Source organism: Variovorax sp. RKNM96 (assembly GCF_017161115.1).
In the GTDB taxonomy this organism is placed as follows: domain Bacteria; phylum Pseudomonadota; class Gammaproteobacteria; order Burkholderiales; family Burkholderiaceae_C; genus Variovorax.
Genome location: NZ_CP046508.1, coordinates 3,303,236 through 3,319,242, shown reverse-complemented (window position 1 = coordinate 3,319,242; position 16,007 = coordinate 3,303,236). Strand labels below are relative to the sequence as shown.

Sequence of the window (16,007 nt, the reverse complement as noted above, 5' to 3'; positions counted from 1 at the left end):
GTCTCCTTCGTTGTTTGAGGAAAAAGGCGACGCGATTCCACTACTTTCGTTTTCTGCGGACTGTTATGGGAACGACATTTCAGGCCTGACTAGGGTTTGTCCCACGAAGGGCCATCGATGCAGCCGTCAGCGCGGGCTGCCGGCCGCTTCGAGGATCAGGTCGGCGATCTTGTCCGGGTGCGAGATCAGCGAGAGATGGCTCGATGCGATCTCGATGGTCTTCGCGTTCATCCGCTTCGCGAGAAAACGCTCCAGCTCGGGCGACGTGGTCCGGTCGTTGGTCGACACCGCGTACCAACTGGGCTTGGAGCGCCAGGCAGCCTGCGTGGTGCGGCCGGCGAAGAGCGTCTCCGAAATGCGCCCCTGCACCGCGTACAGCATGCGCGCCTTGGCAGGATCGATGTCGCCCGCGAAATCGCGCAGGAAGGCTTCTTCGCCCAGCTGCGCGAAACCGCCCGACTTCACGAGCCCGGCCGTGGCCGGCGGTGTCGGAAACTTCGCGGCCAGCGCGCCGTAGTCCTCGCCCGCATCGGGCGCACGCGCCGCCACGTACACCAGCGCCGACACCTTGGGATCGACGCCGGTCTCGCTGATCACCGTGCCGGCCCAGGAATGGCCGACCAGCACCGTGGGGCCATCCTGCAGCGCGAGGATGCGGCGCGTGGCCTCGGCGTCGTCGGCCAGCGAGCTCAACGGGTTCTGCACCGCCGTGGCCTTGAGGCCGGCAGCCTGGAGCCGGCCGATCACGTCCGACCAGCAGGAGCCGTCGGCATAGGCGCCATGGACCAGCACGACGTTGCGTGCGCCACTGGCCGCGCGCGTCTGCGCAAAGCTGGCGGGGCTGGAGAAGATCGATGCGGCAGCGCCGGCGACGATGGCGGTGGAGAAAGAGCGGCGGTTCATGGTTTTCCTTTGTTGGATCGGGATGAAAAGTTCGGAAATCGGCACGTGTTCGTACACGCACCTCACAGGGAGCGAACGGGAAAAGAGAAAAGTGTGAAAGGCGCGTTCGGACGGTCGCGCGCAGCTTCACCAGCGCAGCAGGCGCGGCCCCAGCACGGCGCCCACGAGCACCGGCACGGCAATGCCGCTCACGTACCAGACCGCAAGGAACGGCGCGGTGAGTTCCATGCAGTGCAGCGCGTAGACAGCCGCACCGACACCGCCCGCCAGCGCGCCCGCCGCAGCGCCCGCCAGCGCCGGCTGCGTGGGCGCGAGCCCCTTGAGCGCCACCAGCGTGGCCGCGAAAACCGGCAGCGCCATCAGCCCGATGCTGAGCGCGCAGATGCGCCACGACTGCCCCATGAGCGAGGGCATCTGCTCCTCGGCCGGCATGGTGAACCACGCGACGACCGCCAGCGCCCAGACCCCGAGCACCGGCAGCACCGCGCCGGCCCATGCACGCCGCACCGCGACGCCCGGCCGCGCGAGCCGCTGCGCCATCACGAAGCCGGCGGCCGCAATGCACAGCGGGAACAGCACCTTGACCCAGAACATCGGCCAGAACATGGCCTGCACCAGGTCGCGCCGCAATCCGTACTCGGCGAACAAAATGGCGAACGACAGCGGCACGCCGAACAGCAGCGCCAGCCAGAGCCGCCGGCTCGTCGCACGACGCGGCACTGCGACGGGGCCGTTCGCCAGCATCGCGACCAGGTCGTCGGTCTTCATGCGGTGCCTCCCCAGTCGTGGCCGAAGCGCGCGGCCAGCGCCTTGAGGCCGCGGTGGATGCCGACCTTCACCGCCGACTCGGACATGCCGGTCAGGCTCGCGGTCTCGGCCACCGAGAGGCCCTCGATCTTCACGTGCACGATCGGCAGGCGCTGGCGTTCGGGCAGCGTCTCGAGCAGGCCGCCCAGGTCGCGCCTTGCGTCGCTGGCCTCGGTGGCGGACTCGGCGAACACCGCGAGGTCGTCGTCCAGCGGGTCATGCAGGTCTTCGCGGACCGACTTGGCGCGCAAGAGGTCGATCATCTTGTAGCGCGCAATGGCGTGCACCCAGGCCGTCAGCGGCTGGTCGCTCTGGTAGGTGTGGCGCTGGTTGTGCATGGCGAGCAGGCATTCCTGGACAAGGTCTTCCACTTCATCGGGCCAGCCAAAGAGGCGCTTGCCCAGAAAGGCGCGCAGATGCGCGCTGAGTTTCTGCAGGAATTCGCGGTAGGCCTTCGCATCGCCATCGAGGCCCCGAAGGAACAGGCTCCGCAGCGCCGCTTCCGCGTCGCTCATTTGCTTCCTGCTACCTTCAGTGATTCGTGCCATCGGGCTGGCTGGTTACAGCCGGATCGAAAAATAGTGCGTTGGATTGTGCCGCGACACGGAAAGTGCCAGCGCCCGCAAGCTCTTCGCCCGTACCTTGGGCTAAGCTGCGCCGATGTTCAGCGGACTCGTCTCGCACCCCTGGGCCTACCCGGCGCTGGAGGTGGCGCACATCGTCGGCATCGCGCTGCTGTTCGGCGGGCTTTTCGTGTTCGAGCTGCGCGCCCTGGGCATGGGGCGCGAGCTGCCCGCACCGTTGCTGGCGCGCATGACGCTGCGCCCCGCCCTCGCCGGCTTCGGCCTGTGCGCGGTCACCGGGCTCACGATGTTCTCCGGCCAGCCCGACGAACTGCTGGCCAACACCGCGTTTCGCATCAAGATGCTCCTGATCGCGCTGGCCGGCGTCAACGCGACGCTCTTTCACTTTCGCAGCGGCATCGCGGCCCTGGACCGGTTCGCGAGGGTGCAATGCCTTCTGTCCTTGGGGTTTTGGCTCGCTGTCATCATCTGCGGGCGCTGGATCGCCTACCTCTGAACCGCCCGAACCGAAGGAGACCGAGATGATGCAAAGACGCCTCTTCATTGCTGCCTCGACGAGCCTCACATTGCCCGCCTGGGCCCACCATGGATGGAGCAGCTTCGACCAAGAGCGCCCGCTGTACCTGGAGGGACGCGCGACCAAGGTCATGTGGCGCAACCCGCACGGCGAACTGGAGCTCGAGCTGCCCGACAACCCCACGCTCCCCGCCGACCTCAAGCAACGTGCATTGCCCAAGCAGTCGACGTCCGTCGACGGCCCCGCGCTCCTGGCCAAGGCGCAATTGCCGACGCGGCGCGACCGCAAATGGCAGGTCGAGCTCGCGCCCCTGACGCGCCTGCAGGCCTGGGGCGTCGAAGAGATCAAGCCCGGCACCCAGGTGGGCGTGCTCGGCTTCACCTTCACCGGCGAGAAAGGCGATGCGGTGCTGCGCGCCGAATACCTGTTCGTCGGCGGCAAGACCTACGGCCTGCGCTCCTCGCCTGCCTGAGCACCGCGCGAGGTTTGACGAATGCGGGGGGGCATGGTCCGCCCCGGCTTGCCAGCCGCACAAGTGCTCGGTACATTGCATTTTTTGAGGGCCTGCAATGTCCGTAGATAGCACCGAGATCCCTTCCGCACTCCCGGCCGGCACCACACCTCTTTCGCCCCTTTCGCCTGTCCCACAACTTCACCCCTCTTCGTCGACCGGCCATATCCGCCTGACCTCGCATGCAGGCGGCTTCGGCGCCCTGCCTATCCAGTGGGGCGCGGCCACCGCCACCGAACGCGGCCCCGTGGTCGGCACCACGACCAAACGCGCGCACCGCAACGTCATCGGCACCCACAGCGGCTCGTACAGCGTGTACCGCGCGCTCGCGGTGGCGTCCGGCGCCTTGAAACGCGAGCACAAGGCCGACCTCACCAACACCTCGCCCACCGACGTGATCGGGCCCTATCCGCAGTGGGGCGAGCCGGGCCGCATCGTCTCGCTCGACCCCTGGGGCGCGCTGGTGGCCGATGCGTTCTCCACCGAGCTGGCGGCGGGCTACGACATCCGCCCGACCATCGCGATCACCAAGGCCCACGTGATCCTGCCCGAGGTGATCGAGGCGCTGCAAAGCGGGCGCCTCAAGGCCGACGGCCACTTCCTCACCTCGGGCGGCGCCGCGATGGTGACCAAGGCGGCCATCGAACCCGTGTGGTATCTCCCCGAGGTGGCGCGGCGCTTCGGTTGCTCCGAAACCGACCTGCGCCGCACGCTTTTCGAGGAAACCGGCGGCATGTACCCCGAACTCGTCACGCGCTCCGACCTGGAGGTGTTCCTGCCGCCCATCGGCGGGCAGACGCTCTACATCTTCGGCAACCCGCGCGACCTGGCCAACCCCGAGGTGGAGCTCACCGCGCGCATCCACGACGAGTGCAACGGCTCCGACGTATTCGGCTCCGACATCTGCACCTGCCGCCCCTACCTCACGCACGCGATCGAGGAATGCATCCAGGGCGCGCAGCGCGGCGGCGTGGGCCTCATCGCCTACTCGCGCAAGGAAGGCCGGGCGCTCGGCGAAGTGACCAAGTTTCTGGTCTACAACGCCCGCAAGCGCCAGGTGGGCGGCGACACGGCCGACCAGTACTTCGCGCGCACCGAGTGCGTGGCCGGCGTGCAGGACATGCGCTTCCAGGAGCTGATGCCCGACGTCTTCCACTGGCTGGGCATCAGGAAGATCCATCGGCTCGTGTCGATGAGCAACATGAAGTTCGACGCGATCACCGGCTCGGGCATCGAGATCGGCGAGCGCGTGAACATTCCCGACGAACTGATCCCGGCCGACGCCCGCGTCGAGATGGACGCCAAGATGGCCGCCGGCTACTTCACGCCCGGCCCGGTGCCGGACGCCGAAGAACTCAAGAAGGCCAAGGGCCGCGGACTCACCGAATGACCACCAGCCACAACACCGACCCGAACATGCCCGTCGACGGCTCCGGCAGCCTGCCGGCCGGCGGCGCGGGCAAGGTCGATCCATCGATCGAATTCACCGCGGACACCAGCCACCCGACCGGCGCGGCCTCGCTGCTGCGCACCACCGCCGCCATCCGCCAGCGCGCGGGCGCCCTGCTGGCGCGCGCGCGCCGCGGCGAGTCGCAGTGGTTCCGCATCGGCAGCGACGACGCGCTCGAAGACGCGGCGCGCACCGTCGCCGAGGTCACGCGCGAGCGCTATCCGTGGGACACCATCCCGTACCACAGCCGCTGGCGCCACTTCGAGGCCGGCGGCGTCGATCGCCTGAAGCAGCTCGACCAGTTGCTCGGCAAGGGCGTCGATGCGCGGCAGCGCGCCCGCGCGCACATCGACCTCGTGCTGGTGAGCGTGCTGCTCGATGCCGGCGCCGGCCCCGACTGGCACTACACCGAGCCCGCCACCGGCGAGCGCTACACGCGCTCCGAGGGCCTCGGCGTGGCGAGCTTCCATGCTTTCACCAGCGGGCTCTTCTCGTCCGACCCCGACCATCCGCTGCAGGCCGACGCAGCCGGCCTCAAGGGCCTGGTGGCAGACCGGCTGGGCGATGCCTTCCAGGTGAGCGATGTCAATCCGCTGGTGGGCCTTTCGGGCCGCGCCACGCTGCTGCGCCGGCTCGGCGAGGCGATGAGCGAGCAGCCCGAGACCTTCGGCGACGACGGCCGGCCCGGTCGCCTGTTCGATGCGCTGGTCGGCCCCTACGGCCCGGCCGCGCCGCCCACGGCGGAGATCACGGCGCACCAGATCCTCTCGCTGCTGCTGGAGACGCTTTCGCGCATCTGGCCCTCGGCGAACTCGGTGGACAGCATCGCGATCGACGGCAGCGACAGCGCCGGCGGCATCGGCTCGGGCGATCCGGCGTTGGCGCTCGGCGACTGCTGGCGCCACAGCGCGGTGCGCGGCCCCGGGCTCACCAACGGCTGGATGCCCTTTCACAAGCTCTCGCAGTGGCTCACCTACTCGCTGCTCGAACCCTTCGAGTGGGCGGGCGTGAAGGTGCGCCACCTCGATGCGCTCACCGCCCTGCCCGAGTACCGCAACGGCGGCCTCCTGATCGACAGCGGCGTGATCGTGCCGAAGGATGCGGCTTTTCTCACCCGCCGCTGGAAGGCCAGCGACGAATTCATCGTCGAATGGCGCGCGCTCACCGTGGCGCTGCTCGACGAGGTGGCGCCGCGCGTGCGCAAGGTGCTCGACCGCACCGAGGAAGAGCTGCCGCTGGCCTGCGTGCTCGAAGGCGGCACCTGGGCCGCGGGCCGAGCACTGGCACAACGCTTGCGAGACGGAGCGCCACCGCTCCTGATCGAGAGCGACGGCACCGTCTTTTAGACTCCGGGGTTCATATTCAGCAGCAACGCCAGAAAAAATTCCAATGAGCAACGTCCACCTCGTCGACCACCCCCTCGTCCAGCACAAGCTCACGCTGATGCGCCGCAAGGACGCCTCCACCAACAGCTTCCGCCGGCTCCTCAATGAAATCAGCATGCTCATGGCCTACGAGGTCACGCGCGACATGCCGATGCAGGACATCGAGGTCGAGACCCCGCTGGAGACCATGCAGGCCAAGGTCATCGACGGCAAGAAGCTGGTGCTGGTGTCGATCCTGCGCGCCGGCACCGGCATCCTGGACGGCATGCTGACCGTGGTGCCCGGCGCCCGCGTCGGCCACATCGGCCTCTACCGCGACCCCAAGACGCTCACGGCCGTCGAGTACTACTTCAAGATGCCCGGCGAAATGGAGAACCGCGACGTGATCGTGGTCGACCCGATGCTGGCCACCGGCAATTCGGCCGTGGCCGCGGTCGAGCGGCTGAAGGAACTCAACCCGAAGTCGATCAAGTTCGTGTGCCTGCTGACCTGTCCCGAAGGCGTGAAGACCTTTCAGTCCGCGCACCCGGATGTGCCGATCTACACCGCGGCGATCGATCGCGAACTGAACAGCCACGGGTACATCCTCCCTGGCCTCGGCGACGCCGGCGACCGCATCTTCGGCACGAAATAGGCTCGCCCCCAGGCTTCGCGCACTTCGTGTCGCTTCGCCAACCCCCTACCGGGGGCAACACCTGAGGCCCGGCAAAGCCGGTTCCTCGGTGTTTACTGGAAGGGGCCCCGCCCGCCGCGGAGGCCGGTTGGCGGGCATGGGGATTGCAGGGCTGGTTCTTTCATTTCAATCGAGGAGAAGACCGTGACAGCACGCCGTCAGTTGATCATTCGTTCCGTCGCCATCGCCGCGGCACTCGCGGCCGGGGCGCCGGGCATTGCGCTTGCGCAGGCCAAGCTCAAGGTGGCGGCGGTGTACACCGTGCCGTTCGAGCAGCAATGGGTGGGGCGCATCCACAAGGCGCTGAAGGCAGCCGAGGCGCGCGGGGAGATCGAATACAAGGCCACCGAGAACGTCAGCAACGCCGACTACGAGCGCGTGATGCGCGAGTACGCCACCGGCGGCAACCAGTTGATCCTGGGCGAGGTGTTCGGCGTGGAAGCGGCGGCGCGCAAGGTCGCGAAGGACTTCCCGAAGGTCGCGTTCCTGATGGGCTCGTCGCTCAAGCCGCAGGCGCCCAACTTCAGCGTGTTCGACAACTACATCCAGGAACCCGCCTACCTGAGCGGCATGGTGGCCGGCGGCATGACCAAGAGCAACCGCATCGGCATGGTCGGCGGCTTCCCGATTCCCGAGGTCAACCGGCTGATGAACGCGTTCATGGCCGGCGCGAAGGAAACGAACCCGAAGGTCGAATTCAGCGTGAGCTTCATCAACAGCTGGTTCGATCCGCCCAAGGCCAAGGAAGCGGCCTTCGCGATGATCGACAAGGGCGCAGACGTGATGTACGCCGAGCGCTTCGGCGTCTCGGATGCCGCCAAGGAAAAGGGCAAGCTGGCGATCGGCAACGTGATCGACACGCAGAGCCAATATCCCGACACGGTGGTCGCCTCGGCCCTGTGGAACTTCGAGCCCTCGGCCGACCGGGCGATCAAGCTCGTGAAGGAAGGCAAGTTCGCGGCGGAAGACTACGGCGTCTACTCGCAGATGAAGCACAAGGGCTCGGAGCTCGCGCCGCTCGGCACGTTCGAGAAGAAGGTGCCGGCCGACATCGTCGCGAAGGTGAAAGCCAAGCAGGCCGACATCCTCTCGGGCAAGTTCACCGTGAAGGTGGATGACGGCCAACCCAAGTCCACGGCAAAGTGAGCAAACGAATGACGACGATGCGCTGGCGCACTCTTCTCGCGGCCGGCGTGCTGGCCTTCGGTCTCGCAGGCTGCGTCGGTGTCTACAAGGGCACCGGCGTCAGCATCAACAGCAGCACGCGGCTGGACGACACGCCGCGCATCGCGGTGATCTCCGCTTTTGAGCCCGAGCTCAAGCTGCTGCTCGCGCGCCTGCAGGGGCCTGCGAAGCACAGCGTGAACGGCGTCGAGTTCACCACCGGTACGCTTGAAGGCAAGCCGGTCGTGCTATTCCTCTCGGGCATCAGCATGACGAATGCGACGATGAACACGCAGCTCGTGCTCAACCGTTTTCGCGTGACGAGCATCGTGTTCAGCGGCATCGCGGGCGGCGTGAATCCGTCGCTGCACGTCGGCGACGTGACGGTGCCCGCGCAATGGGGCCAGTACCTCGAGGTGCTGATGGCGCGCGAAACCGCACCCGGCAAATACACCGCGCCGCCCTTCATCAAGGACGCCACGCTCCCGAACTTCGGGATGGTGCATCCGCGTCCGGTCGAGGTCCGGTCGGCGGCCAAGCCGGAGATCGAGCGCAAGTTCTGGTTCGAGGTCGATCCGAAGATGCTCGAGGTGGCCCGCAGCATCCGCAACGTCGACCTGGCGAACTGCAGTGCCGGCAAGTGCCTGGCGCGCAAGCCCCAACTGGTGATCGGCGGCAACGGCGTCTCGGGCCAGGCCTTCATGGACAACATGGCGTTTCGCCAGTACACGTTCAAGACCTTCCAGGCCAACGTGCTCGACATGGAAACCGCGGCCGTGGGCATGGTGGCCTACAGCAACGGCGTGCCGTACATCGCCTTCCGCTCGCTCAGCGACCTCGCGGGCGGCGGCGACGGCGAGAACGAAATGGGCACCTTCATGGGCATCGCGGCGGACAACTCGGCCAAGGTGATGCTGGCGTTCCTGGCTGCGTGGAAGTGATCCTGCCTTTGCTCCCTCCCCTTCCGGGGGAGGGCTGGGGTGGGGGCACGCGGCCTTCGATCGATCACCGTGGGGTTGCGGGCGCCGTTTGCCCCCATCCCAGCCTTCCCCCGGAAGGGGAAGGAGCAAGAGCTTCATGACCTCTACGACCGTTCTCCGCCTTCAAGGCATCACCAAACGCTTCGGCACCCTCGTCGCGAACGACGCCATTTCCCTTGACCTGCAGGCCGGCGAAGTGCTCGCGCTGCTCGGTGAAAACGGCGCGGGCAAGTCGACGCTGATGTCGATCCTGTTCGGCCACTACGTCGCCGACGAAGGCAGCATCGAGGTGTTCGGCGCACCGCTGCCGCCCGGCAACCCCAAGGCCGCACTCGTCGCGGGCGTGGGCATGGTGCACCAGCACTTCACGCTGGCCGACAACCTGAGCGTGCTCGACAACGTGATGATGGGCACCGAGCCGCTGTGGCGCCCGGTCTCGCGCCGCGCCGCAGCCCGCGCCCGGCTGCTCGACGTGGCGCAGCGCTTCGGCCTGCCGGTACAGCCGGACGCGAAGATCGGCAGCCTCTCGGTCGGCGAGCGCCAGCGCGTGGAAATCCTCAAGGCGCTGTACCGCGGCGCGCGCATCCTGATCCTCGACGAGCCGACGGCCGTGCTGACGCCGCAGGAGAGTGAGGCGCTGTTCGCCACGCTCGCGCAGATGGTGGCGCAAGGCCTGTCGGTGATCTTCATCAGCCACAAGCTGGGCGAAGTGCTGCGCGTGTCGCACCGTATCGCCGTGCTGCGTGGCGGCAAGCTCGTGGCCGAGGCGCGCACGGCCGACACCACGCAGGCGCAGCTCGCGCTCTGGATGGTCGGGCATGCGGTCGAGGCACCGCAGCGACGGCCCGCCAAGACGGTGGGGGATGCGGTCTGCGTGCTCGACCATGTGAGCACCGCGTCCGCCAAGGGGGGCGGACAGGACCGGCTGCGCGAGGTGTCGCTGACGCTGCGCGCCGGAGAAATCACCGCCATCGCGGGCGTCTCGGGCAATGGGCAGGTGGCGCTGGCCGAATTGCTGTGCGGCACGCGCAGTGCCGTCTCCGGCACCGCGCAATTGATGGGCCGCGCCTTGCCGCCCTCGCCCGCCCGGCTGGTGCAGCGTGGCGTGGCGCGCATTCCCGAAGACCGGCATGCGGTCGGCGTGGTCGGTGATCTCCCGGTGTGGGAGAACGCGGTGTCGGAGCGACTGCGCAGCCCGGTGTTCTCGCGCTGGTCCGTGTTCGTGCGACGTGCGGCCGCGCGGCTGCATGCCCGGCGCATTGAAAAAGCTTTCGACGTGCGCGGCGCCGGCCTGATGGCGCCGGCTCGATCACTTTCCGGCGGGAACATGCAGAAACTGATCCTGGGTCGCGCCCTGCTCGCGCCCGAACAGGTGGAAGACACCGACAACAAGAAATACCCGACCCGCGCCCCGCGCCTGATCGTCGCGCACCAGCCGACCTGGGGCCTGGACATCGGCGCAGTCGCCTATGTGCAGCAGCAACTCATCGCCGCGCGCGATGCCGGCGCGGCGGTGCTGGTGATTTCCGACGATCTCGACGAAGTGCTCACGCTCGGCGACCGTGTGGCCGTGATGCATGGCGGCCACCTCGGCGAAGCACGCCCGGCTGCCGCCTGGACGCGCGAAGCCATCGGCCTCGCGATGGCTGGGGCCACGAAAGGCACCCCATGATGCGGCTCGAACGACGCCACGAAACCTCGCGCGCCGCGCTGGTGCTGGCGCCCATCGGCGCTGTCGCCTTCACCATGGTCGTGAGCGCGCTGCTCGTGCTCTGGGCCGGCGCGCCGGTCGGGCGCACCTACGCGCTGCTGCTGCAGGGCGGCTTCGGCTCGGTGTTCGCCTGGAGCGAAACGCTCACGCGCGCGATCCCGCTGATCCTCACCGGCCTGGCCGCGACAGTCGCCTTCAAGGCGCGGCTCTTCAACATCGGCGCGGAGGGGCAACTGTTCGCCGGCGCCCTCGCCGCCGTGGCCGTGGGCGGCATGCACGGCGGCACGGGCTTCGAGCTCTCGCCCTGGGTGCTGTTCCCGCTGATGATGCTGGCGGCGGCCGTCGCAGGCGCCCTGCTGCTGCTGGGCCCGGCGCTCATGAAGAACAAGCTCGGCGTGGACGAGGTGGTGACCACGCTGCTGATCAACTTCATCGTGCTGCTCGGCGTCTCGGCGCTGCTCGACGGGCCGATGAAGGACCCGACCGCCATGGGCTGGCCGCAGAGCGTGTCGCTGCAGTCCGACCTCGAACTGGGCAAGCTCATCGCCCAGACGCGCGTGCACACCGGGCTGCTCTGGGCCGTGTCGCTCGCGGTGATCGTGTGGGCGATCTTCAAGTACACGGTGCTGGGCTTCGACATCCGCGCGGTGGGAGCCAATGCGCGCGCGGCCGCGTTCGCCGGCGTGCCGGTCACGCGCACCGTGGTGATGGTGGCGCTGCTCTCGGGCGCGCTCGCCGGGCTGGCCGGCGCCATCGAGGTCGCGGGCCGCACGAGCTACGTCACGCTCGACATGTCGCCGGGCTATGGCTACACCGGCATCGTGATCGCGATGCTGGCCGGGTTGCACCCACTGGGCGTGATCGCCGCCGGCGTGTTCGTGGCCGGCGTGCTGGTCGGCGCCGACACCATGAGCCGCGCGGTGGGCGTGCCGACCTACATCGCCGACGTGATCGTCGCGGCCTCGCTGATCGCGGTGCTGGTGGCGACGCTGCTCACGCAATACCGGGTGCGGATGACGAAATGACGGCCTCCGCATCTTCGGCCTTGCTCCTTCCCCTTCCGGGGGAAGGCTGGGATGGGGGCATCGGCCTCCAGTGCGAGCGCCGCGTGCCCCCACCCCAACCCTCCCCCGGAAGGGGAGGGAGAAATTTCCAATGACGGATCTGCTGGACATTCTTTCCAACCCCGCCTTCTGGGTCGCGGTGCTGCGCATCGCCACGCCGCTCATCCTCGGCACGCTCGGCGTGCTGCTGTGCGAACGCGCGGGCGTGCTCAACCTCGGCATCGAAGGGATCATGGTCGCGGGTGCCTTCACCGGATGGCTCGCGGTGTACGCCGGCGCGCCGTTGTGGGTCGGCGTCGGCGTGGCGGCGCTCACGGGCATGGTGTTCGGATTGCTGCATGCCTTTCTGACCGTCGGGCTTGCGCTCTCGCAGCACGTCTCCGGCCTCGGCATCACGCTGCTGGCGACCGCGCTCAGCTACTTCGGCTACCGCGTGAGTTTTCCCAAGGTGAACACGCCCCCGACCATCACGCCCTTCGCGCCGATGGACTGGTTGCCCGTGCCCATCCTCAATGCACAGACCGCACTCACGCTGTTCGCGCTGCTGCTCGTGCCGGCGGTCGGCTGGGTGCTGTACCGCACGCCGCTCGGCCTGGCGCTGCGCATGGTCGGCGAGAACCCGCAGGCGGCCGAGAGCCAGGGCGTGTCGGTCGCGGCCACGCGCACGAGCGCCATCGTCGCGGGCTCGGCGCTGATGGGCATGGCGGGGTCTTTCCTCACGCTCTCGGCCTTCAACGCCTTCTTCTTCAACATGGTGAACGGCCGCGGCTGGATCTGCGTGGCGCTGGTGGTGTTCGCCTCGTGGCGGCCGGGCAAGGCCCTGCTGGGTGCGCTGCTGTTCGCGTTCTTCGACGCGCTGCAACTGCGGCTGCAACAATCGGGCGACGCCGTGCTGCCCTACCAGCTCTACCTGATGCTGCCGTACCTGCTGTCGATCCTTGCGCTGGTGCTGGTGGCGCGCAAGGCCAGCTATCCGCAGGCGCTGATGAAGCCATATCGCAAAGGGGAACGTTGAGATGATGAAGACCACCGCTGCAACCCTGCTCGCCGCCCTGCTCTCGCTCGGCGCAACCGGCGCTCATGCGCTGGGCAGCGACTACAGCTACGACACCTTCAAGACGCCCGATTCGGTCAGCTGGGTGCAGCTATGCGGCACCTGGGGCAAGGACCACCAGGGCACCTACCGTGTGGTCCATGCGGACCAGTACGCGCAGTCGTTCCTCTATGTGCAGTGGATGACGCGCGATGCCAACGGCGGCCTGCATGCCGAGCACACGGTCGCCATCGCCGAACTCGACAACGACCACGCCGAGATCGCGCTCACCGATATCACCTGCCGTGCCACGCCGCGCGGCATCGTGGTGACGGCCAAAGCCGACTCGGGGCACGACGACAAGCTGCGGCGGGTGACGATCGAGGTCGGGCCTGCGGCGGGGCAGTACCGGTATCGGGCGCAGCGCACACGTTGAAAAACAGCCCAGGAATCCTCACGATGCTCGACCTCCTCATCACCAATGCCACCCTCCCAGACGGCCGCACCGGCATGTCGATCGCCGTGCAGGACGGCCGCATCGCCGAGGTCACCGAAGGCCTGGACGCCCCGGCGCACGAGAAGCTGGACGCGCAGGGCCTGCTGCTCGCGCCCCACTTCGTCGACCCCCACTTCCACATGGACGCCACGCTGAGCTACGGCCTGCCGCGCGTCAACGAGAGCGGCACGCTGCTCGAAGGCATTGCGCTGTGGGGCGAGCTCAAGCCGCTGCTCACCGCCGATGCGTTGATCGAGCGCGCACTCGCCTACTGCGACTGGGCCGTGGCGAAGGGCCTGCTCGCGATTCGCACGCACGTCGATACCAGCGACCCGAGCCTGCTCGCCGTCGATGCGCTGCTCGAGGTCAAGCGCCAGGTCGCGCCCTACATCGACCTGCAGCTCGTCGCCTTCCCGCAGGACGGCGTGCTGCGCTCGCCGGGCGGCGTCGAGAACCTCACGCGCGCACTCGACAAGGGCGTGGACGTGGTCGGTGGCATTCCGCATTTCGAACGCACCATGGCCGATGGCGCCGCCAGCGTGAAGCTGCTGTGCGAGCTGGCCGCCGAGCGCGGCAAGCTGGTCGACATGCACTGCGACGAGTCCGACGACCCGCTCTCGCGCCACATCGAGACGCTGGCCTTTGAAGCTCAGCGCCTCGGTCTGCAGGGCCGGGTCACCGGTTCGCACTGCACCTCGATGCATTCGATGGACAACTACTACGTGAGCAAGCTGCTGCCGCTCATCGCGCAAAGCGGCGTGGCCGTCATCGCCAACCCGCTCATCAACATCACGCTGCAGGGCCGCCACGACACGTATCCGAAGCGCCGCGGCATGACGCGCGTGCCCGAGCTGATGGCCGCCGGCGTGAACGTCGCCTTCGGCCACGACTGCGTGATGGACCCCTGGTACGGCATGGGCTCGGGCGACATGCTCGAGGTGGCGCACATGGGCCTGCACGTGGCGCAGATGACGAGCCAGGCGGGCATCCGCCAGTGCTTCGAGGCAGTGACGACGAACGCCGCGCGCGTGATGCACCTGGAGCGCTACGGCATCGAGGCCGGCTGCGACGCGAGCTTCGTGCTGCTGCAGGCACGTGATGCGGTCGAGGCGATCCGTCTGCGTGCGACGCGGCTCAAGGTGTTCCGCAACGGCAAGCTGCTGGCGGAAACGCCCGCGGCCACGGCGACGCTGCACCTGCCGGGACGGGCGCAGGCCAGCAGCTGGATGATTCCCAAGGCCTGAGCCCATGCGGGGCCTCGCGTTCCGGCCGATGCAGGCCTCGGACTTGCCCCTGCTGCACGAATGGCTGGGCCGGCCGCATGTGGCCGAGTGGTGGGGCGCCGCGCCATCGCAGGTCGAGGTCGATGCCGACTACGCACCGATGCTGTCACCCACATCCACCGACCGCGCATACATCGCCCTGCTGGACGGAGCGCCCATAGGCTACATCCAGTCCTACGTTGTCATGGGTTCGGGCAACGGCTGGTGGGAAGACGAACGCGACCCGGGTGCGCGCGGCATCGACCAGTTCCTCGCGCATGCCGACCAGTTGAACCGCGGACTGGGCAGCGCGATGGTCCGCGCATTCGTGGACCGGTTGTTCGAAGACGCGGCAGTGACGAAAGTCCAGACAGATCCTTCACCGACCAATCGACGCGCGATCCGCAGCTACCTGCGCGCCGGTTTTCAGGAACAGGGCGAAGTGGCCACGCCCGATGGTCCCGCCCTGCTGATGGTGCGAACCCGATGAATCATCCCTGGAGACAAACCACATGAAAGTCCACGGCACCTGCCATTGCGGCCGGATCACCTACGAGGCCGAAGTCGATCCCGACAAGGTCAGCCTGTGCAACTGCGCCGATTGCCAGGTGCTCTCGGGCACGGCCTACCGCGTCTCGGCACCCGTGCCGGCCGAAGACTTCCACCTGCTGACCGGCCAGCCCAAGGTCTACGTCAAGACAGCCGAGAGCGGAACGCGCCGCCGGCAGAGCTTCTGCGAGAACTGCGGAACGCCGATTGCGTCGAGCCCCGACATCGACCCGCCACCCACCTACTCGCTGCGCATCGGCAGCATGGTGGAGCGCGACCAGTTGCCGCCGCGCAGGCAGCAGTGGTGCCGGTCGGCGCTCGGCTGGTCGCAGGACCTCAGCGGCTTGCCCGCGCTGCCGACCCAATAGCGTTCATCCGCGCCCTGCCCCTTCGAGGTCGCACCACATGTGCACCTTGGCGAGCAAGGCGCCATCGACTGCGATGGCCATCGGCTCGACGCCGAAGACTTCGAAACCGCAACGCTCGTACAGCGTCTGTGCAGCCGCGTTGCCTTCGGTCACGGTGAGCTGCACCACCCGCAGCCCGCCATGCGCACGCGCATGGTCGAGCACGGCCTGCACCAGTCGCCAGCCGAATCCCGCTCGGCGGGCCGAAGCCTTCACCGACATGCCAAACAGCGTGGCCTTGTGGCGCGCTCGCTCGCGGTCCTCGACGCTCAGGCCTGCGGCGCCGACCAGCACGCCCTCGTCGTCGAACGCACCGTAGACCACGCTCGGCGCATCCACCTCGGTGCCGAGGCGCTTCTCCCACCAACTCAACGGCAAGCCTTCGCGCTCGCCAACGGTGGACGTGAAGGCGCTGGGGTGCATCGCGTAGGCATCGAGCATCACGACGCGGTATGCGGCAGCATCCGCAGCGATCAGGCGACGGACGATGTTGCGGTCCTTCACGGTGTTT

Annotated in this window: 18 protein-coding genes; 14 read left to right on the top strand and 4 right to left on the bottom strand. The window is 68.0% G+C overall.

What is annotated here, in order from left to right; all coding sequences use genetic code 11:
• Nucleotides 1–126 precede the first annotated feature (126 nt).
• The 3 genes from GNX71_RS15310 to GNX71_RS15300 form a co-directional block, all read right to left on the bottom strand.
• On the bottom strand, nucleotides 127–903 hold the full coding sequence (locus GNX71_RS15310; protein WP_206179088.1) for an alpha/beta hydrolase: 777 nt from the start codon (nucleotides 901–903) through the stop codon (nucleotides 127–129).
• A gap of 126 nt (nucleotides 904–1,029) precedes the next feature.
• Nucleotides 1,030–1,671, bottom strand: coding sequence for a DUF1109 domain-containing protein (locus GNX71_RS15305; protein WP_206179087.1), 642 nt, complete (start codon nucleotides 1,669–1,671; stop codon nucleotides 1,030–1,032).
• A complete protein-coding gene (locus GNX71_RS15300) occupies nucleotides 1,668–2,225 on the bottom strand; it encodes a sigma-70 family RNA polymerase sigma factor (RefSeq protein ID WP_206179086.1) in 558 nt (185 codons plus the stop codon). The genes GNX71_RS15305 and GNX71_RS15300 overlap by 4 nt, the downstream gene beginning before the upstream one ends.
• A gap of 145 nt (nucleotides 2,226–2,370) precedes the next feature.
• Here GNX71_RS15300 and GNX71_RS15295 point away from each other — a divergent pair, with 145 nt between their 5' ends.
• The 14 genes from GNX71_RS15295 (at nucleotide 2,371) to GNX71_RS15230 (ending at nucleotide 15,457) form a co-directional block, all read left to right on the top strand.
• Nucleotides 2,371–2,790, top strand: a complete 420-nt coding sequence (locus tag GNX71_RS15295; RefSeq protein ID WP_206179085.1) for a hypothetical protein — start codon at nucleotides 2,371–2,373, stop codon at nucleotides 2,788–2,790.
• Between the two features lie 25 nt (nucleotides 2,791–2,815).
• Nucleotides 2,816–3,283: a DUF6152 family protein gene (locus tag GNX71_RS15290; RefSeq protein ID WP_206179084.1), complete on the top strand. Its 468-nt coding sequence runs from the start codon at nucleotides 2,816–2,818 to the stop codon at nucleotides 3,281–3,283.
• A 97-nt stretch (nucleotides 3,284–3,380) separates the two neighbouring features.
• Complete coding sequence (locus GNX71_RS15285; protein ID WP_206179083.1) at nucleotides 3,381–4,712, top strand: GTP cyclohydrolase II; 1,332 nt, start codon at nucleotides 3,381–3,383, stop codon at nucleotides 4,710–4,712.
• Nucleotides 4,709–6,118: a URC4/urg3 family protein gene (locus GNX71_RS15280; protein ID WP_206179082.1), complete on the top strand. Its 1,410-nt coding sequence runs from the start codon at nucleotides 4,709–4,711 to the stop codon at nucleotides 6,116–6,118. The genes GNX71_RS15285 and GNX71_RS15280 overlap by 4 nt, the downstream gene beginning before the upstream one ends.
• A 43-nt stretch (nucleotides 6,119–6,161) precedes the next feature.
• Nucleotides 6,162–6,791 carry a uracil phosphoribosyltransferase gene (gene upp, locus GNX71_RS15275; RefSeq protein ID WP_206179081.1) on the top strand — a complete coding sequence of 210 codons (630 nt, stop codon included), beginning with the start codon at nucleotides 6,162–6,164 and terminating at the stop codon, nucleotides 6,789–6,791.
• Between the two features lie 183 nt (nucleotides 6,792–6,974).
• Nucleotides 6,975–7,976: a BMP family protein gene (locus tag GNX71_RS15270; protein ID WP_206179080.1), complete on the top strand. Its 1,002-nt coding sequence runs from the start codon at nucleotides 6,975–6,977 to the stop codon at nucleotides 7,974–7,976.
• Nucleotides 7,977–7,984: 8 nt separating this feature from the next.
• On the top strand, nucleotides 7,985–8,935 hold the full coding sequence (locus GNX71_RS15265; RefSeq protein WP_206179079.1) for a 5'-methylthioadenosine/S-adenosylhomocysteine nucleosidase: 951 nt from the start codon (nucleotides 7,985–7,987) through the stop codon (nucleotides 8,933–8,935).
• A 136-nt stretch (nucleotides 8,936–9,071) separates the two neighbouring features.
• Nucleotides 9,072–10,646 carry an ABC transporter ATP-binding protein gene (locus tag GNX71_RS15260; RefSeq protein WP_206179078.1) on the top strand — a complete coding sequence of 525 codons (1,575 nt, stop codon included), beginning with the start codon at nucleotides 9,072–9,074 and terminating at the stop codon, nucleotides 10,644–10,646.
• Entirely contained in the window at nucleotides 10,646–11,710 is a 1,065-nt protein-coding gene (locus tag GNX71_RS15255; RefSeq protein WP_206179502.1) for an ABC transporter permease, read from the top strand. Before GNX71_RS15260 ends, GNX71_RS15255 begins: the two co-directional genes overlap by 1 nt.
• A 130-nt stretch (nucleotides 11,711–11,840) precedes the next feature.
• The gene (locus GNX71_RS15250; RefSeq protein WP_206179077.1) at nucleotides 11,841–12,764 is read left to right on the top strand and encodes an ABC transporter permease; all 924 of its coding nucleotides are present in this window, start codon (nucleotides 11,841–11,843) and stop codon (nucleotides 12,762–12,764) included.
• 1 nt (nucleotide 12,765) lies between these two features.
• Complete coding sequence (locus GNX71_RS15245) at nucleotides 12,766–13,218, top strand: hypothetical protein (RefSeq protein WP_206179076.1); 453 nt, start codon at nucleotides 12,766–12,768, stop codon at nucleotides 13,216–13,218.
• Between the two features lie 23 nt (nucleotides 13,219–13,241).
• Nucleotides 13,242–14,522, top strand: a complete 1,281-nt coding sequence (locus GNX71_RS15240; protein WP_206179075.1) for an amidohydrolase family protein — start codon at nucleotides 13,242–13,244, stop codon at nucleotides 14,520–14,522.
• Between the two features lie 4 nt (nucleotides 14,523–14,526).
• Nucleotides 14,527–15,030: a GNAT family N-acetyltransferase gene (locus tag GNX71_RS15235; protein ID WP_206179074.1), complete on the top strand. Its 504-nt coding sequence runs from the start codon at nucleotides 14,527–14,529 to the stop codon at nucleotides 15,028–15,030.
• Nucleotides 15,031–15,052: 22 nt separating this feature from the next.
• Nucleotides 15,053–15,457 carry a GFA family protein gene (locus GNX71_RS15230; protein WP_206179073.1) on the top strand — a complete coding sequence of 135 codons (405 nt, stop codon included), beginning with the start codon at nucleotides 15,053–15,055 and terminating at the stop codon, nucleotides 15,455–15,457.
• Nucleotides 15,458–15,460: 3 nt separating this feature from the next.
• Here GNX71_RS15230 and GNX71_RS15225 read toward each other — a convergent pair whose 3' ends face one another.
• Nucleotides 15,461–16,000: a GNAT family protein gene (locus tag GNX71_RS15225; protein ID WP_206179072.1), complete on the bottom strand. Its 540-nt coding sequence runs from the start codon at nucleotides 15,998–16,000 to the stop codon at nucleotides 15,461–15,463.
• Nucleotides 16,001–16,007 lie beyond the last annotated feature (7 nt).

Excerpts from the sequence above, each read along its gene's own strand:
- GNX71_RS15280 (WP_206179082.1), top strand. The coding sequence starts at position 4,709 with ATGACCACCAGCCACAACACCGACCCGAACATGCCCGTCGACGGCTCC.
- GNX71_RS15235 (WP_206179074.1), top strand. The coding sequence starts at position 14,527 with ATGCGGGGCCTCGCGTTCCGGCCGATGCAGGCCTCGGACTTGCCCCTG.
- GNX71_RS15295 (WP_206179085.1), top strand. The coding sequence starts at position 2,371 with ATGTTCAGCGGACTCGTCTCGCACCCCTGGGCCTACCCGGCGCTGGAG.
- GNX71_RS15305 (WP_206179087.1), bottom strand. The coding sequence starts at position 1,671 with ATGAAGACCGACGACCTGGTCGCGATGCTGGCGAACGGCCCCGTCGCA.
- GNX71_RS15265 (WP_206179079.1), top strand. The coding sequence starts at position 7,985 with ATGACGACGATGCGCTGGCGCACTCTTCTCGCGGCCGGCGTGCTGGCC.
- GNX71_RS15300 (WP_206179086.1), bottom strand. The coding sequence starts at position 2,225 with ATGAGCGACGCGGAAGCGGCGCTGCGGAGCCTGTTCCTTCGGGGCCTC.
- GNX71_RS15250 (WP_206179077.1), top strand. The coding sequence starts at position 11,841 with ATGACGGATCTGCTGGACATTCTTTCCAACCCCGCCTTCTGGGTCGCG.
- GNX71_RS15290 (WP_206179084.1), top strand. The coding sequence starts at position 2,816 with ATGATGCAAAGACGCCTCTTCATTGCTGCCTCGACGAGCCTCACATTG.
- upp (WP_206179081.1), top strand. The coding sequence starts at position 6,162 with ATGAGCAACGTCCACCTCGTCGACCACCCCCTCGTCCAGCACAAGCTC.
- GNX71_RS15255 (WP_206179502.1), top strand. The coding sequence starts at position 10,646 with ATGCGGCTCGAACGACGCCACGAAACCTCGCGCGCCGCGCTGGTGCTG.
- GNX71_RS15230 (WP_206179073.1), top strand. The coding sequence starts at position 15,053 with ATGAAAGTCCACGGCACCTGCCATTGCGGCCGGATCACCTACGAGGCC.
- GNX71_RS15245 (WP_206179076.1), top strand. The coding sequence starts at position 12,766 with ATGATGAAGACCACCGCTGCAACCCTGCTCGCCGCCCTGCTCTCGCTC.
- GNX71_RS15310 (WP_206179088.1), bottom strand. The coding sequence starts at position 903 with ATGAACCGCCGCTCTTTCTCCACCGCCATCGTCGCCGGCGCTGCCGCA.
- GNX71_RS15240 (WP_206179075.1), top strand. The coding sequence starts at position 13,242 with ATGCTCGACCTCCTCATCACCAATGCCACCCTCCCAGACGGCCGCACC.
- GNX71_RS15260 (WP_206179078.1), top strand. The coding sequence starts at position 9,072 with ATGACCTCTACGACCGTTCTCCGCCTTCAAGGCATCACCAAACGCTTC.
- GNX71_RS15285 (WP_206179083.1), top strand. The coding sequence starts at position 3,381 with ATGTCCGTAGATAGCACCGAGATCCCTTCCGCACTCCCGGCCGGCACC.